Here is a 22,943-nt window from a genome sequence, read left to right on the forward strand (position 1 = left end):
AGAGCAAAAAAGATATTCTTAGCGTTAACCATCATTGTACCAATGATAATTTACTGTTACATATATTATAAACCGATAATTAAAAATGCTCCATTCAGAAAGAAGGATTTTGTTTCTTTGGATTATAAATGGGGGATAAAAGATACTTTAGAAAACGAGTATAATTCAGCCGACAGTTCTTATCGTTACGTAAACAGTCGCGATTCTATTATTGTTAAAAAAGTTGGATTAAAAAGTGACGATATTCTTTACATTCACAGTAAAGCAAACGAATTAGGATTATGGAATTTCCCGGATACAATTGGCAAGAAGAGTACAAAATCTATTTCAGTTCCGCGTTACGACATGTTTTTAAAGTATAAAGAAAAAGATAAGCACGTTGTAATTTATGGAGATTTTGATGGTAATCCAAAACTATTAGATGCAGCTATGCAAATGAGAAAGATTTTAGAAGAAACCATCAATCAAGCAGAAAGACGCAGCGGAAAATAAACCTTTCTTATGCTATTTAAAAGCCTAAGTAAAATACAATTAGTTATTTTATTTAGGCTTTTTTGGTTTAATACTATTTCGTATATTTACGATTATTTCGTAATAAAAATGGAGAAATTAACAATACAGGAAGAAGAAGCAATGCTTGCGGTTTGGCAGTTGGGTAAAGGGTTCATAAAAGATTTTATGGATGTTTTGCCAGAACCAAAACCACCATATACTACGCTAGCATCAACAATAAAAAATCTTGAGCGTAAAGGATTTTTAGCGAGCGAAAGATTTGCTAATGCAAATCAATATAGAGCAAAAGTTAAAGAAGCGGATTATAAAAAGCGGTTTATGAGTGGTTTTGTAGATTCTTATTTCAAAAGTTCTTACAAAGAACTTGTAGCCTTTTTTGCTAAAGATAAAAAGATTAGTGCCGAGGAGTTAAAAGAGATAATCAACTTGATTGAAAACCCTGGAAAATAATATTATGCCTTTAATGTTTGTAGCTTTATTGAAGATAAATTTAGTGCTTACACTATTCGCACTCACATATTATCTCGTTTTACGTAAATTAACATTTTACTTTCTAAATAGAATTTTTCTACTGTTTGGAATCGTTTTTTCTACGGTTTACCCATTTATCAATTTAACAGAAATATTTTACAAGCACGATGGATTACCAGCCTTTGTTCCAGGCTTAAAGGAAAATGTTGGTCAGCTTGTTCAATTAGAGTCTGTTTCGTTGATGTGGCAAATTTTAACAGTTGTTTTTTATTTAGGTACTTTATTTATGGCATTAAGGTTAGCTATTCAATTTATCTCCTTAAATCGAGTTCATAGAAAGTCTAATCCGGGAATGATAGATAACTATAAGGTTAGAATTTTGAATGAGAAAATTAGTCCGTTTTCTTTTTGGAAAAATATTTATGTAAACCCTGAGTTGCATAAAGTTCAAGACTTGAATAACATCATCGAGCATGAAAAAATACACGTTGAAGAATTACATACATTAGATATTATTCTTGCAGAGATTAGTCTGGTTTTTTACTGGTTTAATCCTGGTGTTTGGTTGATGAAAAAAGCCGTCAAAGAAAATATCGAATTTATAACAGATGCTAAGATTCTAAAAAAGGGAGTAGACAGAAAAGCATATCAATACAGCTTGCTTGATGTTGGTACACTTCAAAATCCAGTTAAAATCATTAATAACTTCAACCTATCTGATTTAAAAAAACGAATTAAAATGATGAATGTGAAGCGTTCTTCTAAAGTTAATTTAACCAGATATATGTTCGTTTTGCCCGTAATATTATGCGTTAGTTTGGCTTTTACTATCGATAAAAAGGATATTGAAGAGAGAATTATTTCTGTTAAAAATGTATTAAACGAAAATGAAACGATAAATAATACAGTTGCTTTGGAACCATCGGTTTCAAAATTAAAAAAAGCTCAATTAGCAACAGCTAATCAAAAACAAAAGATAAAAAAGGATAGGAGTTTAACCGTCGTTAATATTCTTCGTGCACCCTCAACTTTTGGCGATTCTATACAGCTTGTTTCTACTGATAACCACAAAAAGGTTGATGTTATTGTTCAAAAGGAAATAGATGAAGCTAAAAGCCATTGGAGTTTTGCTGGTATTTTTCTTAGTTCGGATGATACTTCAAAAGATGATAAGTATAATAAACCTGTAGATGTTACTGTAATTGGTTACGGACTTAAGAGTATAAGTCAAAGCAAAATTATTCGATTTAGGGGCGTTCCTGCAGATAGTATTAAAAGGAGTACTGATGGCTCATTTATTATAAATGGAGAAATTGTCGATAGAGAGAAATTGAACTCGATTGACCCAAATACGATTAAAACAATTACTGTTGTGGGTCGGCCTAGAATTAAATAAATTTTCATTTTGAAATAAAAAAGGCACTTTAATAACTAAAGTGCCTTTTTCATTAAAAGCTAAATGTTGCCTTTACCATTGCAACTCTTCCGGGTATATAATAAGTGCCCGATGTAAATGAATTTACAGAGATAAAGTTGGCCTCGAATATTTTGATGTTAGCAATATTTGTTAAGCTAAATTCTAAATCCGTTTTAAGCTTGATAAATTTATATCTCAAATTTAAATCAGCAAAAACGTAATTCAAGTCTGGTTGTGCAACCTGTCTGGTAAAAATATGTTCAGCAGATAATGTCATGAACAAACTTTTGAAAAGGGTTGCGGTAATCGCTGACTGATGCCTTAGTTGTTTATTCTCTGTTTCTAAGGCTTCTACAGCTTCAGATTTACTCGTATTAACATTGTATGAAGCGTTGTAAGCCCAGTTTAGATAATTTGTTACTTTCGCATCGAAACCACCCTTGTATAAAATGTTTTGAGAAGTGAAAGGTAACAATTCATTGTTTTGCAATTGGTCAAACTTGCTATCGTTGTAACTTATGCCTGCGTTAACCGTTGTTCTTAAAGCAAAGAGATACTTACTTCCGGATATGCTTGCATTAAGGCTTTTAACATCATTAATTAGAGGTAAAACAATACGCTGCTGAATATTATTTGTTAATGTATAAGCAGAAATAGTATTTCTTGTAGAGTTTGTATAACCTAAACTAGCATTAAAAAATATCATTTGTATTGCTTTTTTATAATTGAAACTTAAGCTGGCAGATTGCGTTCTACGTTCAGAGATTGGAGCATTGTTAGAAAAGAGAGAACGGTAGTTTCTTAAAATTGTTCCCCGATAAACATCATCAATTCCACCTAAATCATTTTTAAAGCTATAGCTTGCCGTAATGTAATTTTCAATTCCGGTTTGATATTTAATATTCAAAGCAGGATTTACAAAAAACTTGCTTAAACTATTACTTAGGGCTTTCTCATCATCACTATAATTTATAAAGTTATAACTGATTGGTAAATTAAGTGTTGCTTTAAAATTTCCAGCATTATAATCATAGGTTGCATCGGTGTAAATTTTTGTTTTCAACCAATCTAAATTGTTCGTCATCGTTTCAGAAACAAGTTCTACATTGCTATTATTTTGAATGCGGTATAACTCTGAATTTAATTCTTGCTGCTGAATGTTAATGCCAATTTTATAAGTTTGAGTAAGAGCATTTTTTACCAAGCCAAATGAGGTGTAATTGTTTGTGTACCAGGTTGGCAACTTAATATATTGTGTTAAGCCTGCAAAAGGATTACCATTATTTAAAATATCTTCATTCAGCCCCGGGCTAATATTTAATCTTTCTGGTTGAGTAGTTCTATTTAAATACGAATAAAAGTTAAATGTATTTTTCGATTTTAGCTTCTTTCTATAATTAAGTTCATTCGATAAATCGAAAGTTGCCTGGCGTAATGCTTGCTGTGCCTCAATTCCATTCGTAATTACTTTCGAAGTCACATTTGTCGGACTATAATTCATCATCAAAGTATTGTTGAAATAATATTTATCTGCATTTGCTAATAAATTAAACTTTGATTGTAGCTTTTGAGGCTTAATAGAATTTAATTGCTGTTCAGTATATCTAATGGTTTGTCCGGATAAATAAGTCTCAGATAGTTTATCATACTCTTGAGTTCTAACATCGTATAAATAAGCAATATTTACTTTCGCTTGTAAATCATTATTTATCTTATAAAGGTTGTTTAGATTAATCAATCCGGCTTTATTAAATAAAGTTCTCGATTGCGGTAGGGTAGGAACTCCGGCCGCCCCTGCAGAAAGAAATCCTGCAGGTTTATCATTTTCAAGGCGTTTCAAATAATCTTCTAAATTAAAAGAGGTTAAGTCTATCCCAGGGTCGATACCAATATTATTTCCTTTTAGGTTATTAATAAATTTGATTTTCTTTTTAAACATCATAGCATTGGCATTTACATCAAATCTATCTGGAGTACCTAAACCAACTTTAAAATCTCCCATAACTTTCAGTTTTGCATCATCCTTAATAACCAGATTAAGAGCCACATCCTCACTCATATTGTTTTCTCTCAGCATTTTAATCGGTTGGTCTTTCTCAATAACTTGCACTTTATCTACAGCACCATGCGGAATACTTTTAGTTCCAATAGCGTATTTATCGTCCAAAACGTTATCTCCATCAATGTAAAGGGCAGAAATCGGCTTATCATTATACTTAACCTTACCATTTTCCTCAACAGTAATTCCTGGCATTTTCTTAATTACATCACCAATTGAGCGGTCTTGCTTATCAGCAAAATCAGAAGTTTTGTAATCAAGCGTATCGCCATTTAAAGTTAATGCAGGTCGATTCTTTACCACAACCGTTTTCAGGCTGATATTACTTTCCTTCATAATAATTTGATGGTTTTTTCGAAATTCAGTAAGTTTTACCATTTGCTTTTCGTAGCCAATTGATGTAGCTTCTACGCTAACATCACTCTCATCAGCATTATGATTAATTGTAAATTCTCCTTTGTCGTTGGTTCTGGTATAACTTAAAATGTTTCCATCAGCATCTTTTAAATTAACATTAGCCGAAGAGATAACTGCACCAGTTGCATCTTTAACTGTGCCCTTAATTTGTTTTTGAGCATAAGCAGAGAATATTCCGGCAAAAAAGCAGAAGATAATTGTCAGTTTAATTTTCATTTTTCTCTGGCAATTCGATAGGGTTATTAACTATAGTTTTTTGTGCGGTTGATTGTGTTGAAACACTTGAAGTAGCTTTAAACGAAACTCCAGAAGCTCGGCCTGCCATTTGCGCATTCATAAAACCAATCGGATCTTTTTTTGCGGCATCTTTTAGTTTATCTAAATCTTTTTTACTGGTTCTGATTGCATCCGCAGGTAAACTGATGTCGCCATTTAATAGACTTTGATTTTCTGCTTCACCCAAACCAACTATATTTATAACACTTATATTTCCACCAGATGTGATGATTTTTGGCTCTTTGTCTTCATTGGTTTTCACCACTTCAATTATTGGCTCAATTTTTTCCATCCCGGCAAAAAGAAATTGAACCTCTTTTTTGTCATCGTAAGCTTCTACAATTAAACCAGGTAATCCATTTAACTTCCACGGACCGCTTTGAAATGGTAATTCTGTTGCAAACCAGGCAATCCAATTTCTGCCTTTAAAATAAGCTGTGGCCTTTTGGCAATGAATGCCAGAAATGCTTAAGGTATCTTTACTTATTTTCCAGTTTAACTTTGGCGTTGGCTCTTCAACTAAATAATTATTAACCAATCTTTCTTTTGTGAAAAATTTAGATTCGCTAATGAAATTGTAATAATCAATATTTGATGTTTTTTTAATTCCACTTCCGTCTAATTTTAGTGTGTTTGTACTACTTTCTGATTGTGCCTTCACTGCTTCTTCAATTCTTTTTCTTCTTACGGCAGCTTGGGTTATCTTATCTAAACTGGTGTAGGCCGATGCATTTTTACCAATTACCAAAATCATATTTTCGGTATAAGGCTTATCTCTTTGGTTTGTATCCTGTACATGGATAAAATTATAGCTCACTTTTGATAAAGCTTTGTCTGGTTTTTGTGCAAATGCAGTTAAGCCAATTGCTAATGCCAATAATGTTGTGCAAATTCTTTTCATAATGTAGTTTTTTAGTTTCGTAGAATTACGATTTTTTCGTAATTAAACACGTGTTTATATGTTTGTTAATTGTTATTAATGGTTGTACATACTTTTCACAAAGCCTTTCGGGTCTTTTTTGAAAGCTGCTTTTAGTTTATCGAAATTCTTTTTATCTGTTTTAACTGCATTGGGAGGGAGTTGAATTATTCCTTCAAAATATGCAGGACCAACATCTCTTCCAACTAATTGGTCAATAGGGTTGTAATCTCCAGGCTTTGCAGTAGGCCATTTGGTTACATCATCAATGCGTTGGTGTTCTCCATCTTTAGCGTTTTCTAATCCTGCAAACTGAAAATGTATTTGTTTATTTTCATCATAGGCTTCAACAACTAAACCAGGCAAACCAATTAATTTCCACGGACCAGATTGAAAAGGAATTTCTGTTGCAAACCAAGCCGTCCAGTTTTTTCCATCATACATTGCAGTAGCTTTTTTACAAGCTAATCCCGAAAAGGTTAGCGTATCTTTCATTATTTTCCAAGCAATTTTTGGTGTATTTTCTTCGTATAAATAGCTTTGGAGCGCAATAACCTCCTTTACAAAAAACTTATCTTCGTTTATAAAATATAGGTTAGATGAGGTGGTCATCCATTCAGAAGATTTAGTATCCATTACAATAGCTTGCGGTCTGCCATTTCCAACCTTATTTGCTATCGAAGCTCTAAATCTCATATCGCTTTGAATTTCATGGTTTAGCTTATCGTAACTAGTATAAAGCGAAGTGTTTTTTCCTAAAAAGAGCAGCATATTTTCTCTTCTTGTTTTACCTGTATTCATTGTGTCGAGTACATTAGTATATGTATATCTCACTCTGGCTAATACTTTATCTGGCTTTTGAGCATATACACTGCTTGTATAAGCTATACCCAAGACAATTAAAAGTGTGTATTTTTTCATATCCTATTATTTATGTTTCGTAAAACTACGAAATATTCGTAATATTAAATTGATTTAACATTTTTTAACTAATGATAATTTTTAGCCAAAGGATTTTTAATTTGAAAATGAATGTTCAGTAATTAGTGGAGGTATTCAGTCCCGCTTTCACTGAAATCTTTTTGTCTATGTTAGTAATTAATATTGTCACGCTGAGTTTATCGAGGCGCCTTCAAGTATGAACCTAATCCTTCGACAAGCTCAGGATGACTGTGCTACAAAAAGTATTTTTGTTCAATCGGGTTTAGAAACAAAGGCAGCACCAACCCATTGCAATTTGCTTGGTGCTAACAATAATAGAAATACCAGCCTGCGTAAATTAAACCTGACAGGAGCGAACACGCAGCCGATTTTTTTTAAGAGGCAAGTAAAGCGGATGGCAGGGCAGAAGGAGCTGAAGTATTAGTGTACTCTGCTTTTCAAATACCTTTATATAGTTTAGGCAAACCAATTTTATATCATTAAATCCTGTAAATCATACCCCCGAAAGATTAATTGAAAAATATTTTTGATATGTGTTTGTGTGTTAATTGAATTTGTTCTATATTTGCACCTCGTTAAATAAAAATTATAAAACTAATATTTAAACAATGTACGCAATAGTAAATATAGCAGGACAGCAATTTAAAGTTGCTAAAGACCAGCACCTTTTTGTACACAGATTGCAAGGAGATGAAGGCGCTAGTATTGAATTTGATAATGTATTGTTGGTTGATAATGGTGGTGCAATCACTGTAGGAGCTCCTGCAGTTAAAGGTGCTAAAGTTTCAGCAACTATCGTATCTCATTTAAAAGGTGATAAAGTAATCGTTTTCCACAAGAAACGTAGAAAAGGTTACAAAAAGAAAAATGGTCACCGCCAATTCTTCACCAAGATTCAGATTTCTGACATCACTCTATAATTAATTGTTAACCTAATAATTCGCTTTTAGCGAGTTACAAAATATAAGAAAATGGCACACAAAAAAGGAGCCGGTAGTTCGAAAAACGGACGTGAATCGCATAGTAAGCGTTTAGGTATTAAAATTTTCGGTGGTCAGTTAGCTATCGCTGGAAACATTTTAGTACGTCAACGCGGAACAAAACACCATCCAGATAAAAATGTTGGTTTAGGAAAAGACCACACTTTATTTGCTTTAGTTGATGGTACTGTAGTTTTCAAAAAGAAACAAGATAACAAATCTTACGTATCTATTCTTCCTATTACTGATGCTGAAATCGACGCTGCAATTGCTAAGAAAACAGCTGTAAAGAAAGAAGCGGTTGCTATTGAAGTTGTTGCTGAAGCACCAGCTAAAAAAGCACCAGCAAAAAAAGCTGCTAAAAAAGACGAGGCTACTGAAGAAGCTGCAACTGCAGAATAATTAGTAAAAATCATATTTATAGAAAAGCTTCCGAAATTATTCGGAAGCTTTTTTGTTTTACAGCGATTTTTGAAACAAAAAAATCGCCACAATTATTGCAGCGATTTAAAATCTTAATTGTGATTCTAATATTGCCTTGCCATTAAATTCATGGTTAAGCTTAAAATGGTTTCTTTAGCACTTTCTTCAACATCAATTTGATTCATATAATCAAGTGCTCTGTTTAAATATGCTTCCATAGCTTGTTTTGCTATATCAGGAATGTTTAACGAATTATAAATATTTGTAACGGCTTCCACTTTTTCTTTGGTATCAAAATCGTCCGAAGCAATCCAATATTTTAGGGTGTTTAGCTTTTCTTCATCAGCTAATTCTAGAGCTTTTAGCAACAAAAACGTTTTCTTATTTGCAATGATATCGCCGCCTACTTGTTTTCCAAATTTTTCCGGGTCGGCATAAACGTCTAAAATATCATCTTGTAATTGAAAAGCAATACCAATGTTTTCTCCGAAATTGTAAATCAGCTCAGCATCTTTTTCTGATGCGTTGGCGATTATTGCACCCAGTTTTAATGCCCCACCAAGTAAAACTGCCGTTTTTAATCTAATCATGTTAATGTATTCATCAATGGTTACATTATCACGATTTTCAAATTCCATGTCTAAAGTCTGGCCTTCGCAAACGCCTTGAGCAGTCGTATTAAAAGTATCTAGAACATCTTTAAGGAATATGGGGTTAACTTTTGCTAAATTTTTGTTGGCTTCAACCATCATTACATCACCACTTAAAATAGCAATGTTTGTACTCCACTTTTCATGAACTGTTGCTTTGCCTCTGCGTAAAGGAGCATTATCCATTATATCATCGTGTACAAGCGTAAAATTATGGAAAACCTCTACAGCCATTGCCGCATGAATGGACTTGTTCGCATCTTCTCCAAATAATTCTGTCGCCATTAAAACTAACAACGGACGGATTCTTTTGCCGCCTAAATTAATAATGTAAGTTATTGGTTCATAAAGCTGTTTAGGATTTTCAGGGAATTTTAGGTTTTGAATTGCATCTTCTAAAATTTGCTGTAATTCTACTGTATTGCGCATTTTATTCTACTAACGGAAGTTTTTAATGTTTACTAATTTTACTTAACCTTTTAATCCTGAATTAAAGTGAAATCAATTTGTCGTTTCGATAAATCTACTTTTTTTACTCTAATCATTACTTCATCTCCTAATTGATATTTTTTCTTTTTACGCTGACCGATTATGCAGTAATTTTTTTCATCTAACACATAAAAATCATCAGATATATCGCGTAAACGAATCATGCCTTCGCATTTGTTTTCTTCAATTTCAACGTACATTCCCCACTCTGTAACACCAGAAATGATGCCTTTATAAGCAGTACCAATATTTTCTTCCAAATATTCTGCCTGCTTATATTTTATTGAAGCTCGTTCTGCTTCAGCAGCTCTTTTTTCCATAGCTGATGAATGTGCGCTTGCAACTTCATAAAATTCAACCTCTGCAGATTTTCCTTCATCTAAATAAGTTTGCAATAAGCGATGCACCATAACATCAGGATATCTACGGATTGGGGAAGTGAAATGCGTATAATATTCGAAAGCTAAACCGTAGTGACTTGTTTTTTTAGTGGTATAAATGGCTTTTGCCATTGAGCGAATTGCTAAAGATGTTAAAATATTCTGCTCTTTTTTACCTTCAACATCAGCCATTAAATGGTTTAATGATTTAGCAATTTCCTTATCAGATTTTGTGTTGATTTTATATCCAAATCTTGAAGCGAAAGTTGCAAAAGTATTTAATGTTTCCATGTTTGGCGAATCGTGGACACGATACACAAACGTGAGTTTGTTTTTACCTTTGGCTTTTTTAGCGATAAATTCTGCTACTTTTCGGTTTGCCAGAAGCATATAATCTTCAATTAATTTATGGGCATCTTTTCGCTCTTTTACATAAACACCGATTGGCTTGCCACTTTCATCGAGTTTGAATTTAACTTCGGTACTTTCAAAACTGATGGCACCTTCCTTAAATTTTCTATCTCTTAAAATGTAAGCCAGTTCGTTTAGTTTTAAGATTTCATTGGCAAAATCACCAGATTTATTTTCAATAACTTCTTGTGCTTCTTCGTAACTGAATCTTCTATCCGAGTGGATTACTGTTCTGCCATACCATTCAGATTTGATGTTTGCCTGTTCATCTAACTCAAAAATTGCAGCAAAACAAAGTTTATCTTCATTCGGGCGTAAAGAGCAAACACCGTTACTTAATCTTTCCGGTAGCATTGGGATAACTCTATCAACCAAATACACCGAAGTTGCTCTGCTGTATGCCTCTTTATCTAGCTCGCTTCCTTGCTCAACATAATAAGAAACATCGGCAATGTGTACGCCGATTTCATAGTTTCCATTCGGGAGTTTTTGATAAGAAATTGCATCATCAAAATCTTTCGCATCAGCCGGGTCAATGGTGAAGGTTAATATATTTCTATAGTCTTTTCTTTTTGAAATTTCTGCTGAAGGTATTTCTTCGGGAATTGCATTAGCTTCTTTTTCTACCTGAGGTGGAAATGATAATGGAAAACCATATTGAGCAAGAATGGCATTCATTTCCGTATTATTCTCGCCTTGGTCTCCTAAAACATGCTTAACTGTTCCTATCGGATTTTTTGCGCCTTCTGGCCAATCAGTTAAACTTACCAAAACCCTTTGACCATTTTTCGCACCTAAAATATCGCTAAGCGGAACAAAAATATCATGAAGCATTTTTTTATCATCAGCAATAACAAAGGCAAATCTATCCGAAACTTTTATTACCCCGGTAAAATCAGATTTTGCTCTTTTGATAATTTCTATTACTTCACCTTCATTTTTTCTGCCGTTTTTCTTTGCAAAAACGTAAGCTTTAACGGTATCGCCATGTAGCGCATTTTTTAATTTACGTGGCGCAACGAAAACATCTTTCTCAAATTCATCTTGGGGTACAATATATGCAGAGCCATCGGCTGTCATATCAACAGTTCCGATAATAAAACTTTGAAGTTCTTTAAGCTTGAATTTACCTTTCTCAGGCTCTAAATAAATACCGGCACTTTTGCCTTCTTTTAAAATTTCGAGAATGGTTTCTCTTGATTCTTGATCGGTAAGGTTCAGTTTGGCAGAAACCTGTTTGTAGTTAAGCGCTTGATTGCTGTTTTTTTCGAAAACATCACTAACCAGTTGATTCAGAACTAATTTTATATTTGCAGATTTTTTCTTTGCCATATGGTAATTGTATTTTACCGAAGATACAGAAAAGATGCAAAAAAGGCTGTTTATTGATGTAAAATGTCAGATTGATGATGCTTGAAAATGGTTAATCCAACCTCAGTTTTACATATTTTATTTTTTTTCTAAGCGATGTATAGCTAAGATGAACAGCGCCGTCTTTTGTTTGAATAATTGCCGGATAACTGTATTCTCCTTTGAGATGTTCTTCTAAAGTGTAAATGTTTTTCCAATTTTTAACATCGTTTGAAATGGCTAGTTTCAGAACTGAACGCCCTTCCCACCAGTTTTTTCCTGCTTCAAGAGGATTATAGATTAGCAGTTGTCTTCCATCTTTTAAAGTCACCGCATCGCTACCAGAATTTGGATTTGGTAATGTAGTTGGTTTTAACTTTGTCCAGGTTTCGCCATTATCTACAGACCAACTTTCTATAATTACATTTTGTCTGCTTCTGCATAACAGTTGGAGTTTACCATTAGGATAAGTTAATATTGATGGTTGGATAACACCAAATGTATCACAATCAATATTTATTTTTCTCCAGTTTTTACCTTTAGCATCAGATTTTTCGATATGAATAATCCACTTTTTCTCATCCAAACTTTCTGTACTTGATGGATATAAAATTTCTCCATTTTTGATTTGAATTGGCTTGTTTTTTATCGGACCTAAAAATCCTTCGGCTAATTTTTTTGCATCCGACCAAGTTTTACCATTGTTATTTGAGGTTTTATATTCAGCCCACCATTCTCTGGGATTTGGTCCGACTTTATAATGTAGATAAAGCACTCCGTTTTTAGCCTTAAATAAAACCGGGTTCCAACATGGCAAACGCAAAGTATCGTTTTGAATCCCGTTCGCTACTTCTATTGGCAAACTCCATTTGCCGTTTTGATTAATTGATGTCCATATTGAAACATCTTTGCTACCTTCATGCTTTCCGCCAAACCATGCGCTCATAATGGAATTTCTATCTAACTCTACTATTGTGGATGCATGACAGGCTTCAAATGGCGCATGTTCAAAAATGTAGTTCGAAGCAATAATTTTAACATCATTTTTCTGTGCACTCGATTGAAGCCAAATAAATGAACACAATAATATAATTACAAACTTTAAATTTTTAACTACCTGGGATAGCATCGATTAATTTTTTAGTGTAAGCTGCTTTTGGAGCATAAAAAATATCTTCTGGAGAACCTTCCTCTTCAATTTTACCTTTGTTCATTACCAAAATGCGGTCTGAAATATGTTTTACAACAGCTAAATCGTGAGAAATAAAGATATAAGTTAAACCAAACTCACTTTGTAAATCCTTTAGCAAATTTAAAACTTGTGCCTGTACAGAAACATCTAAAGCAGATACAGATTCATCACAAATGATAAATTTTGGTTTTAAAGCTAAAGCACGGGCAATAACTACACGCTGTCTTTGTCCGCCGCTAAACTCATGTGGATACCTGTTATAATGTTCTTCTTTTAAACCAACTTTAAGCAATAATTCTAAAACGTTTTGTTTCCGCTCAACATCATTATTAAAGAGATTATGTACGATTAGCGGCTCTAAAATAGATTGGCCTATGGTTAGTTTTGGGTTTAGTGATGCATAAGGATCTTGAAAAATGATCTGAATATCTTTTCTAAGTTTTCTCAGTGCGGTTTTGTCAATATTTGTAATGTCATTTCCATCAAAATAAATATTGCCTGAAGTAGGTTGAATTAAGCGTAAAATTGTTCTGCCCAAGGTTGTTTTACCGCAACCAGATTCACCCACTAAACCTAAAGTTTCACCCGGGAAAACTTCAAAACTGATAGAATCAACAGCTTTTACATAATCTTTTGCTTTGGAGAAAAATCCATTTTTAATGGGATACCAAGTACAAAGCTCGCTAACTTTTAATAATGAAGATTTAGAATATAAACCATTTCTTCGTGTAGTAATTTCCTGCTCTGTAATCTGATTTTTATCATTTAAATGCGCATTTGCATCCTCAATTTTTCCAGTTAAAAAATCAGCGACTACTGGAAGTCTTTTAAGCTTCAAAGCAGGCGAGGGGCGGCAAGCAAGTAATCCTTTAGTATATGGATGTGTTGGATTATTGAAAATTACTTTGGATGGACCTTGCTCAACAATTTTGCCCTTGTACATCACCGCGACTTCATCGGCAATTTCATTAATCACACCTAAATCATGTGAAATAAATATCATCGCCATATTTCTTTCTTCCTTAAGTTTTAAAAGGAGCTCAAGAATTGTTTTTTGAACCGTAACATCTAAAGCAGTAGTTGGTTCATCGGCAATTAAAAGCTTTGGATTACAACTTAATGCCATTGCAATCATCACTCGCTGTTTTTGTCCGCCAGAAATTTGATGAGGATAGCTGTCAAATATTTTTTCAGGTCGTGGTAATTGAACTTCGTTAAAAAGTGCAATTGTACGTTCTTTTGCAGTTTTCTTATCTGTTTTTTGATGTAAAATAATGGCTTCTGCAACCTGTTCACCACAGGTAAAAACCGGATTTAAGGAAGTCATTGGTTCCTGAAATATCATCGAAATCTGATTTCCTCTGATTTGACGGATTTCGTTTGAACTTAAATTGAGTAAACTTATGTCTTCAAAATCAATTTCACCGGATATTTTTGCAGAGCGTTCATCATGTAAACGCATAATTGAAAAGGAAGTGACAGATTTGCCTGAGCCAGATTCTCCGACAATTCCTAATACAGTTCCTTCTTTAACATTGAAGCTTATTGTTTTTACAGCATTAAACCACGATTTTTCATCTCTGTTATAGAAATCAATTTTTAAATTACTTACGTTCAGCATCAGGTTACAATTGTAATGTTTTCTGCTGAAATTATATCTAATCCTTTTAATTTTAAAAGTACCTGAGCTGTGGTAATTACATCTTTTTGGCAATAAGTTACAATCCTAGGTAAATTTTGTTCCTCATAATAAACCTGCCTTACCATACTGCCATCAATATCATCTTTTGGGGTTGGTACGTTTAAAATTGCTGCCAAAAGATTTAAAGATGTATAGTGCTTATAATCGCCAAATTTCCAAAGTTCCATCGTATCAATATGGCCAACCTCCCAAGGTTTTTTGCCAGAGAGTTCAAGTTGTTTTGGAATCTCGATTCCGTTAATCAAAAACCTTCTGCATAAGTATGGGAAATCAAACTCTTTACCATTGTGTGCACAAAATAATTGTGAAGCAGGTTGCTTTGAAAGTAACTCTGAAAAATCTTTTAATATGTTAATCTCGTCATCCCCATATATGGATTTAATCCGCAAGTGTGGTTGTTTGTCCTGAGCATAAAATATGCCTAAACTCACACAAACAATCTTTCCAAACTCTGCCATAATTCCGGCTTTTTCGTAAAAATCTTCAGCACTTTGCTCTGCCGAACGTTGGTAATGCGTTTTCTGTTCCCAAAGGTCTTGCAAATGCTGAGGTACATCACTAAAGGTAGCATATTGCGGTACGGTTTCAATATCAATAACCATTACCTGATTGAGATCCAGTGTTTTTAGCATATAACAAGATAGTGAAATAATAATTATCAAAAAACAATTATCAATTTTCAAAACTGAAATATTATTTATTTAGGTTTGATTTATGGCTAAAAGTAAATTTGAAATATCGCTTGAAGAAGGCGACCATAACACCTTAAAAAATTTAATAGGCGAATGGCAAGGACAAACTAAAACCTGGTTTGAAAAAGATGTTCTTGCAGATGAATCTCTCACAAGTGGGAAAATAACTTCATTGCTAGGAGATAGATTTATTTCTTACGATTATGAAGGAAGTCTGGATGGAAAAGCTTTCTTTGGCAAAATGATAATTGGCTTCGACATTCCTTACCAAAAGTTTACAGCAAGCTGGATAGACAGTTTTCACATGGGTACGCAAATTATGCTTTCAAGTGGAGACGCAACCGAAAAAGGTTTCTCTATTTTAGGAACTTATGGTAGTCCAGAATATGGAGACAAGTTATGGGGTTGGAGAACTGAATTAGAGATATTCGGCAAAGATGAAATTGTACTTACGGCTTATAACGTTTCACCAGAAGGTGAAGAAGCAAAGGCAACAGAAACCATATTGAAGCGAAGTTAAGTTTTGAGGCTTGTCCTATTGAGCTTGTCGAAATACAAATAATTGATTCTTCAACAAGCTCAGAAAGACAACAATTATCTAAAACAAAGTAGGTGCCGGTGATAAACCATTTCCCATAACAGGGATTTTTAAATCCGTACCAATAGCTTTGTTAAGTTTTTCTATAAAATATGCCGATAATAGAGGCGAAGCCAATTCTACGTTTTGATGCACAAAGAAATAAAGGTTCTGCAATCCTTGCGCTTTCCATTCAGCAATACGTTCAACCCATTCATCCAATCTACTGTAATCACTTTCGTGGTTAGCACCTACATAACGAACAAAGGCAGTTGGCGTTGTGAGGCGCATATGTAACATGTCTCTTCTCCCGGCTGTATCTACAATTATATTTGCAATACCATTTTTCCGAAACAACTCTGCAAACTCATTTGCTACAGTTGGATTTGAAAACCATTCTTCATTTCTAACTTCTACTCCTAATGGAATCACCTTTGGAAATTCCTTGATAACGGTTTTCAAACGGTCGAAATCTTTTGGTTTAAAATTATCATGTAGTTGCAGAAAAGCCATTCCTAATTTGTCTTCAAAATTACTGATGGCATCACAATACTGTTCAACTGGCTCTTTTACATTAATCAATCTTTTAAAATGACTAATTGTATTGGTTAGCTTGGGGAAGAATTTAAAATCTGCTGGTGTTTTCTGAGTCCATGTTACTACCTGTTCGCTACTTGGCATTCCATAAAACGTAGCATTAAGTTCTATAGAATTAAATTGAGTAGAATAATACGTTAACTCATCTTTTGTCCCCTTTGGATAGAAACCCTTTAAATCTGCCTTATTCCATTTTGCGCAGCCAACATAAGCTTCAAATACCTGTTTAGGCTTATTGGCTTTTAAAATTTCTTCCGTTTGAGGAGCATCTGCAGGAAGTTTGAAATCTATAATCGATGGGTCGTCTACTTTACCGAATTGCATGTTAGTCTTTATTTTATTTCAAATATATCCAAATCTCCATAGATAAGTTCTTCCATAGCATCATAAATTTGAGTTTTTAATTTTTCGAAAAACTGTTTGTTTGAACAATTACCAAATCTCAGGAAAATTAACTTTGGTGGAGTTCCTTTCCAAGCAACAAGTTCAGGGAAGTCAGAATCTTTTGATATGATAATAACATTTGCTTTGCTTCGAGCAAGATTGTAAACTTCAATATCCGATGTTTTATTCAATTTTAAGAAGTGAAACGAAATACATTTAATATTGATTTCGTCCATTAGCCATTTAGCTATGATAGGTGAGATATTTTCATCTAACCAAAATTCCCAATCATTCGTAAATGTATTCATCCCTAAGTTGTTCTGTGCTAAAGACTAAAGCAGCCTTTATATCATCAGCCTCGAGGATGGGATGCTCCTCTAAAATTTGTTGGTGTGTCATTCCTGATGACAGAAGTTCCATAATATCAATTACGGTAAAACGATTACCTCTAATTGTTGGCTTACCGCCCATTAGTCCAGGGATGAATGTAATTCTTTCTAATAATTTACTTTCCTGACTTTTCATATCTAAATATAACAAATATTAATAAACAAAAAAAGCGCCAAGTATCATCTCAGCGCTTTTAGCTTTTATAAATTTAGAGCCCGTAACCTATAACTGGAAACAGGCAACACAATTAATAACCCAGAATCTTCAAAACCTGTTTACTATTCTGTTCCTCACCGAAAACCTCAAAGTTGAAACTTTCATCGCGGTTTCTGCGAATTAAAACATGCTTCGGACTAGGCAATAAACAATGGTGAATACCTCCATAACCACTTAAAACCTCCTGGTACGCACCAGTATGGAAGAAACCTAAATACTGTACTTTACGCGTTTTTGGCATAAATACACTGTTCATATGCGCTTCCTGATTGTAATAATCTTGCCCATCGCAAGTTATGCCACCCAAGTTCACACGTTCATATTCTGCATCCCAATTGTTAATCGGTAATAAGATATATTTTTGGTTTAAAGCCCAAACATCAGGTAAGTTAGTAATGAAAGAACCATCTAACATTAACCAACGCTCACGGTCGTTTTGTTGTTTTCTGCCTAAAACCTTGTATAAAATACCAGAAGCTTCAGCAACCGTATATTTACCAAATTCGGTAATGATATCAGGTTCCATTACATCGTGTATAGCACAAATTTCTTTAATCCTTTTTACAATTTCGTTTACCATGTACTCGTAATCGAAATCGAAAACCAACGAATCTTTAAATGGCATACCACCACCAATATCCAAAGTATCTAAATCAGGGTTAATCTTTTTGAACTTACAGTAAAGCGTTACATATTTCTCTAATTCGTTCCAATAATAAGGCGAATCGGTAATGCCAGAGTTGATAAAAAAGTGCAATAACTTAACGCGGAAATTAGGGTTATGAACGATTTTATTGTTGTAAAACTCAATAATATCTTCCATACGCACACCTAAACGAGAAGTATAGAATTGCGAATCTGGTTGTTCCTCAGCCGCAATACGAATACCTAAATTACAAGGCGTATCAATATCAACTTCATCATCAAAAAGGTTAAATTCTTCTTTGTTATCCAATACCGGAATAATGTTTTTATAACCATCGTGCAACATATCAATAATATATTGCTTGTATTGATAGGTTTTAAAGCCGTTGCAAATAATCGTTGTATCCTTTGTTAAATGACCTTTTTTCTCCAAAGCATCAACCATCGGCATATCAAAAGCCGAAGAAGTTTCCAGGTGGATGTTGTTCTTCAGCGCTTCTTCTACAATATGCTTAAAGTGCGAACTTTTAGTACAATAGCAGTACTTGTAATCACCACGGTAGTTGTTCTTTAAAATGGCAGTCTGGAAAAGAATTTTCGCTTGCTGAATTTTCTTACTTACCAAAGGTAAATAGGTGAAACGTAGGGGAGTACCATAAGTTTCAATCATTTCCATCAGGTTTAAATCCTGAAAATATAATTCATCATCTATAACATCAAAGCCCTCTTGCGGAAAGCCAACACTTAGATCAAGAAATTCTGAGTAACTCTGCATTTACTTTTAAATAATTTTTGCAAAAATGTAATTTTAAATCGAGAATTAATCTTTATTAAAAATATTTTTACTGTATAGAAACGCAATAGTTTTACACAGATTGAGCTTACGTTACATTTCTAAACAGTAATTGGCAGAATGTGTTTTAGTTGTTAAAATTTCTTGACGTAGATTGACAAGATTTCGAATGTTTTTTTGAAGGAGAAATTGCTGATTAGGAAAGCAAAACCTCATTTTCAATTAATGTTAGTCCTGCTTTCCGTTTTACTCATCCCGATAGAAAAAATCGGGAATCGTGCTCACTACAATCAGGTTTAAATTACAAATTCAGTGCAACTATTTAAGTTGAAATGCGTGGTGTATATATTTTAATGCCCTGTGCTATAGTTTTTTGAAAATATTTTAATTTTTTTTAAAGTAATTCTGATTGTTAATCGTCTTCATTAAAAACCTTAACAATACATCAATAAATATCCCTATTATGATTTCGATATTTAAAACCAATATTCAATCAGGAATTGAATTAAAACAAATTGCACAACACTTAAATAATTTATTATCGGGTGCTGCATGGAGTATAGATTTAGCCGATTGCGATAAAATTCTAAGAATAGATTCAAGCGTTGATAAAATTGGCGATGCTGTTTCCCTTCTTACTAAGTTTGGTTATAACTGCGAGAATTTGCAGAATTTTTACGCACCACCGGTTTGGTAGGGTAATGATCGTCATTGCGAGGCACGAAGCAATCTATTAATAAATTTTACTAGAGATTGCTTCTTGCCTCGCAATGACGTAAATAGTATTTACCCTTTCCTTAAATACTTCGTTAAAATAACAATGGTTTGACCTTCAACTTTACCTTCAATTTGTTCAGTATTATCATGTACTAAACGAATGTTTTTAACAACGGTACCTAATTTGGCACTTAAAGTAGAACCTTTAACATCCAAGGTTTTAACTAAAACGACAGCATCACCTTCATATAAACGCGTTCCGTTGCTATCTTGATGGAATTCTACCGTGCCATCTAATTCATGATCTCCGGTTTTCTTAGCCCATTCCAAATTTTCATCTTCCAGATACAAAATATCTAAACTATCAGCTGCCCAACCTTCACTTCTTAATCTGCTCAACATTCTCCAGGCTACAACTTGCACAGCCGGAAATTCAGACCACATGGTTTCTGTTAATATTCTCCAATGGTTTGCATCAAGTTGTTCGGTCTTTTCAATTTGATCTAAGCAGGTTTTGCAAACTAAAATGCTATTGTCAATATTGGCATTGCTTGTTGTTGGTACTTCATAGATATATAAATCATTTTCTGAGGTACATAATTCGCATTTGTTGCCCGAACGTGATTGTAATTGTTGTAATAGTGACATTTAGATATTAGATTTTCGGCGAAAGTAATAAAACTATTTGGAATGGATTGTGACGTAAATCAGATTTATTTCGGCAGGTGGGACACCAGCCGATAGAGAAAAAAGTAAGATATTAAATTAGGCTTTTTAAGCAACTCGTCATTGCGAGGTACGAAGCAATCTTAAAACATTAGGTTTATTAGCGAACGCTTTAGGATTGCTTCGTACCTCGCAATGACGTTCGGGCCAGCGATTTAGTAGGATAACTTACAATATGATTATTTTTCTGGCAAATGAATTTCTGCTAACATGCATCTTGCACTACCACCGCCATTTTTTTCGATAGTGTAAAGTGGTGCGTGAATTATTTTGCTAAAACTTTCAAGCGTATTGATTTGCTTTTCGTTAAGTGATAGAAAAGCTTGCTCAGACATGACCAGTAAACTTTCTTCTTTGCGATTAGAAATCTGAAGCATATTCCCCGCAAAATGATTCATTTGGTCTAAGCTTATTGTGATGATTTCTTTGCCAGTTGATGAGAGTACTTTTCTTACGAAATCACGCTGGTGCAGATTTGGGATTGAATCAAAACAAATTACGGCAAAACGATCACCAATACACATCATCACATTAGTATGATATATCGGAAAACCACTGGCATCAACCGCATTAAATATAACAGATTTATATCCAGCTAACTGACAAAAATTATTAAATGCTTCTGCTTCAGTACGGATGCTTAAACATGCATAAGCAATTTTGTTTATTCTATCCAAAACCATGCTGCCAGTACCCTCTAGGAAAATATCTGCAGTTTCGTAAAAGCTTAAATCGCTAATATAATTTAACTCAAATTTTTCTGCAAGCTCATCTAATATTTCTCTTCTACGCTCTAACCTGCGATTCTCAGAAAACATTGGATATAGAAAAACAGATCCGTCCTCGTGAAATGAAACCCAGTTATTTGGGAAAATAGAATCTGGTGTTTCAGGTTCCAATGTATCATCGATAACTGTAACATCAACATCATTCTGCCTCAGTAATGAAACAAATCCATCAAACTCTTTTAAAGCCTGCGTTTGTACATCACTTTCTGTGGAGGCTACCTGAAATTTATTGTTGTCTGCCGTTTGTTCGTTGAATTTGAAATCAACCGGGCGAATCATTAAAATGTGGTTGGTTGTTTGCATCTTAGGTTGTAAGTTTTAGGTTATATGTTTTAAGTCGTGTGTTCTAAACGTATCACGTATTACTTAAAACTTCTAACTTAATTCGTCTCTCAAAATTGGTAAACTCATGCAGTGAAAACCACCTCTTGCACGAGATAATTCTGCTGATGGCATTAAAATTAAAGTATCGGTAATGGTTTCAGTATCTACTTTTCCGCTTTCCAAATCCTGAATTAAATCCTTAACATCAACAACATTGAACCCTGCGGCTTTAAAGGCTTCTACGGTTTTATCATTCCTGTCGTAACCTAAAACTACGCCTTCTTTAATGGCTAGAAGATTACAAGAATCTGTCCACTGTTCTCGTGAATCATAAGGGAAAGTGTTATTACCGCTGTAAATGATTTTTGTAGGCTTATCGCTTTTCAAATCATTCTGACTAATATCGTTTAACAAAGCTTCTACGTGTTCAAAAACTTTTGGTTCGCCGGGATTAGTTTTTGTAAACTGAATAGCAGTTGTTGCTTCCAGCTGTTCTGGTTCTTTTAAAAAGTTAATAGGCTCGTGCGGATTGTACTTTGGTGAATGCGCAATTGAATTCAAAATTACCCAGGTATTTCTGTTAACTTGTGTGAAAACTGTATCCAAGTGCATATAATCTCGTTTACTCGGAATTTTTACAACTGTAACTTTCTCTACAACATTGTTTTCGAAAAGGAGTTTAATGGCTTCATTTGCACCATGTTCTGACGTTCTTTCACTGCAACCAATCAGTACATGATTTTTACTTACCATCATTACATCGCCACCTTCAAGCGTGGTGCTAAAAGCCGGTTCATCTCCAGGGCGTAAAAAGTGCATCGTTACATCTGGTATTTCGAGAATGTGATTTCTATACTCTGCAAATAACGGATGGTTGAAAAATATATAGCGCATTAAAAGCGTTTCGCGAACACGGGCTTTTTTTGCAGGCTTATTTAATAAAATGTAATTGTTTATGGTCGTTCCAACATCACGGGTAAAGATTAAGTTCGGGATGGGAGCGAAAATCATGGTGTCGTTACCTAATGTTCCCGAAATAAAGATTTCTGCCAGTTGTTTTGGGTCGGTATCTATTAATTCTAATTGGACCTTATACGTTACACCCTCAATTGCACAAACTGCAGCCACTAGTTTTTTTCTTATAGATTCGCTTTCAAGCATTTCGCTTAATAAATTCTGAATCTCGATAACCGATTTTGAACTGTGAAAATCGGGATGGTTAGGTTTGTAAAAGTTTCGGTTGGCTTCTTCCGAATCTATTTGCGCTAATTTTCCCTTAATTTTTTCAGGGTCGAGGAAATACATTAACAATTTTACATAGTAATCATATTCTCCTTTACGGATGGTGTCGAGGTGTACAATATCTTCAAAAAGCCAATCTTGCGCCTTTGATGGTACAACCTTACCTAAACCGCTATCAGGACTATGAATTAACAACTTACGTAACCTGCCGATTTCGGTTTTTACGTTTACTTTAAAGTTTTGGTTTGCTCCGCTCATGAA

22 protein-coding genes are annotated in these 22,943 nt (G+C 34.0%); 7 read left to right on the plus strand and 15 right to left on the minus strand.

What is annotated here, in order from left to right; genetic code table 11:
- Positions 1 to 42 precede the first annotated feature (42 nt).
- From ACO05K_RS05430 to ACO05K_RS05440, 3 genes are all read left to right on the plus strand, one after another.
- Positions 43 to 492, plus strand: coding sequence for a hypothetical protein (locus tag ACO05K_RS05430; RefSeq protein WP_421943438.1), 450 nt, complete (start codon positions 43 to 45; stop codon positions 490 to 492).
- A gap of 108 nt (positions 493 to 600) precedes the next feature.
- Positions 601 to 963 (plus strand): BlaI/MecI/CopY family transcriptional regulator, encoded by a 363-nt coding sequence (locus tag ACO05K_RS05435; protein ID WP_421943439.1) that lies wholly within the window; start codon positions 601 to 603, stop codon positions 961 to 963.
- The gene (locus ACO05K_RS05440) at positions 944 to 2,380 is read left to right on the plus strand and encodes a M56 family metallopeptidase (protein WP_421943440.1); all 1,437 of its coding nucleotides are present in this window, start codon (positions 944 to 946) and stop codon (positions 2,378 to 2,380) included. Before ACO05K_RS05435 ends, ACO05K_RS05440 begins: the two co-directional genes overlap by 20 nt.
- 52 nt (positions 2,381 to 2,432) lie before the next feature.
- On the opposite strand, the gene ACO05K_RS05445 is transcribed toward ACO05K_RS05440, so the two are convergent.
- The 3 genes from ACO05K_RS05445 to ACO05K_RS05455 form a co-directional block, all read right to left on the minus strand.
- A complete protein-coding gene (locus ACO05K_RS05445; protein ID WP_421943441.1) occupies positions 2,433 to 5,093 on the minus strand; it encodes a carboxypeptidase regulatory-like domain-containing protein in 2,661 nt (886 codons plus the stop codon).
- Positions 5,083 to 6,054 (minus strand): GLPGLI family protein, encoded by a 972-nt coding sequence (locus ACO05K_RS05450; RefSeq protein ID WP_421943442.1) that lies wholly within the window; start codon positions 6,052 to 6,054, stop codon positions 5,083 to 5,085. Before ACO05K_RS05450 ends, ACO05K_RS05445 begins: the two co-directional genes overlap by 11 nt.
- Positions 6,055 to 6,129: 75 nt before the next feature.
- Positions 6,130 to 6,993: a GLPGLI family protein gene (locus ACO05K_RS05455; RefSeq protein ID WP_421943443.1), complete on the minus strand. Its 864-nt coding sequence runs from the start codon at positions 6,991 to 6,993 to the stop codon at positions 6,130 to 6,132.
- A 629-nt stretch (positions 6,994 to 7,622) separates the two neighbouring features.
- Between ACO05K_RS05455 and rplU the strand changes: the two genes are divergently transcribed.
- Together rplU and rpmA are read left to right on the plus strand one after the other, a co-directional pair.
- Entirely contained in the window at positions 7,623 to 7,934 is a 312-nt protein-coding gene (rplU, locus tag ACO05K_RS05460; protein WP_010601215.1) for a 50S ribosomal protein L21, read from the plus strand.
- 51 nt (positions 7,935 to 7,985) lie between these two features.
- On the plus strand, positions 7,986 to 8,396 hold the full coding sequence (rpmA, locus tag ACO05K_RS05465; protein WP_421943444.1) for a 50S ribosomal protein L27: 411 nt from the start codon (positions 7,986 to 7,988) through the stop codon (positions 8,394 to 8,396).
- Between the two features lie 125 nt (positions 8,397 to 8,521).
- Here rpmA and ACO05K_RS05470 read toward each other — a convergent pair whose 3' ends face one another.
- From ACO05K_RS05470 to ACO05K_RS05490, 5 genes are all read right to left on the minus strand, one after another.
- Positions 8,522 to 9,496 (minus strand): polyprenyl synthetase family protein, encoded by a 975-nt coding sequence (locus ACO05K_RS05470; protein ID WP_421943445.1) that lies wholly within the window; start codon positions 9,494 to 9,496, stop codon positions 8,522 to 8,524.
- 50 nt (positions 9,497 to 9,546) lie between these two features.
- A complete protein-coding gene (rnr, locus tag ACO05K_RS05475; protein WP_421943446.1) occupies positions 9,547 to 11,679 on the minus strand; it encodes a ribonuclease R in 2,133 nt (710 codons plus the stop codon).
- A gap of 91 nt (positions 11,680 to 11,770) precedes the next feature.
- Complete coding sequence (locus ACO05K_RS05480) at positions 11,771 to 12,826, minus strand: sialidase family protein (RefSeq protein WP_421943447.1); 1,056 nt, start codon at positions 12,824 to 12,826, stop codon at positions 11,771 to 11,773.
- Positions 12,807 to 14,510 carry an ABC transporter ATP-binding protein gene (locus tag ACO05K_RS05485; protein ID WP_421943448.1) on the minus strand — a complete coding sequence of 568 codons (1,704 nt, stop codon included), beginning with the start codon at positions 14,508 to 14,510 and terminating at the stop codon, positions 12,807 to 12,809. Before ACO05K_RS05485 ends, ACO05K_RS05480 begins: the two co-directional genes overlap by 20 nt.
- Positions 14,510 to 15,223 carry a 3'-5' exonuclease gene (locus ACO05K_RS05490; RefSeq protein ID WP_421943449.1) on the minus strand — a complete coding sequence of 238 codons (714 nt, stop codon included), beginning with the start codon at positions 15,221 to 15,223 and terminating at the stop codon, positions 14,510 to 14,512. Before ACO05K_RS05490 ends, ACO05K_RS05485 begins: the two co-directional genes overlap by 1 nt.
- Before the next feature lie 82 nt (positions 15,224 to 15,305).
- On the opposite strand from ACO05K_RS05490, the gene ACO05K_RS05495 reads away from it, so the two are divergent.
- The gene (locus ACO05K_RS05495) at positions 15,306 to 15,803 is read left to right on the plus strand and encodes a DUF1579 domain-containing protein (protein ID WP_421943450.1); all 498 of its coding nucleotides are present in this window, start codon (positions 15,306 to 15,308) and stop codon (positions 15,801 to 15,803) included.
- A 78-nt stretch (positions 15,804 to 15,881) separates the two neighbouring features.
- Here the strand turns inward: ACO05K_RS05495 and ACO05K_RS05500 are convergent, their stop codons facing one another.
- The 4 genes from ACO05K_RS05500 to ACO05K_RS05515 form a co-directional block, all read right to left on the minus strand.
- Entirely contained in the window at positions 15,882 to 16,781 is a 900-nt protein-coding gene (locus ACO05K_RS05500) for a DUF72 domain-containing protein (RefSeq protein ID WP_421943451.1), read from the minus strand.
- An 8-nt stretch (positions 16,782 to 16,789) separates the two neighbouring features.
- Positions 16,790 to 17,149: a DUF5615 family PIN-like protein gene (locus ACO05K_RS05505; RefSeq protein ID WP_421943452.1), complete on the minus strand. Its 360-nt coding sequence runs from the start codon at positions 17,147 to 17,149 to the stop codon at positions 16,790 to 16,792.
- Positions 17,130 to 17,366 (minus strand): DUF433 domain-containing protein, encoded by a 237-nt coding sequence (locus tag ACO05K_RS05510; RefSeq protein WP_421943453.1) that lies wholly within the window; start codon positions 17,364 to 17,366, stop codon positions 17,130 to 17,132. Before ACO05K_RS05510 ends, ACO05K_RS05505 begins: the two co-directional genes overlap by 20 nt.
- Positions 17,367 to 17,478: 112 nt before the next feature.
- Positions 17,479 to 18,867 carry an arginine decarboxylase gene (locus ACO05K_RS05515; protein WP_421943454.1) on the minus strand — a complete coding sequence of 463 codons (1,389 nt, stop codon included), beginning with the start codon at positions 18,865 to 18,867 and terminating at the stop codon, positions 17,479 to 17,481.
- 481 nt (positions 18,868 to 19,348) lie between these two features.
- Here ACO05K_RS05515 and ACO05K_RS05520 point away from each other — a divergent pair, with 481 nt between their 5' ends.
- Complete coding sequence (locus ACO05K_RS05520) at positions 19,349 to 19,582, plus strand: hypothetical protein (protein ID WP_421943455.1); 234 nt, start codon at positions 19,349 to 19,351, stop codon at positions 19,580 to 19,582.
- Between the two features lie 89 nt (positions 19,583 to 19,671).
- Here ACO05K_RS05520 and ACO05K_RS05525 read toward each other — a convergent pair whose 3' ends face one another.
- The 3 genes from ACO05K_RS05525 to ACO05K_RS05535 all read right to left on the minus strand — a co-directional run bounded on the left by ACO05K_RS05525 (position 19,672) and on the right by ACO05K_RS05535 (position 22,940).
- Positions 19,672 to 20,250, minus strand: a complete 579-nt coding sequence (locus tag ACO05K_RS05525; RefSeq protein WP_421943456.1) for a PhnA domain-containing protein — start codon at positions 20,248 to 20,250, stop codon at positions 19,672 to 19,674.
- Between the two features lie 257 nt (positions 20,251 to 20,507).
- A complete protein-coding gene (gene ctlX / locus ACO05K_RS05530) occupies positions 20,508 to 21,419 on the minus strand; it encodes a citrulline utilization hydrolase CtlX (protein ID WP_421943457.1) in 912 nt (303 codons plus the stop codon).
- 72 nt (positions 21,420 to 21,491) lie between these two features.
- Positions 21,492 to 22,940: an arginine deiminase family protein gene (locus ACO05K_RS05535; RefSeq protein ID WP_421943458.1), complete on the minus strand. Its 1,449-nt coding sequence runs from the start codon at positions 22,938 to 22,940 to the stop codon at positions 21,492 to 21,494.
- Between the last annotated feature and the right edge of the window lie 3 nt (positions 22,941 to 22,943).

The organism is Pedobacter sp., from assembly GCF_965227205.1.
In the GTDB taxonomy this organism is placed as follows: domain Bacteria; phylum Bacteroidota; class Bacteroidia; order Sphingobacteriales; family Sphingobacteriaceae; genus Pedobacter.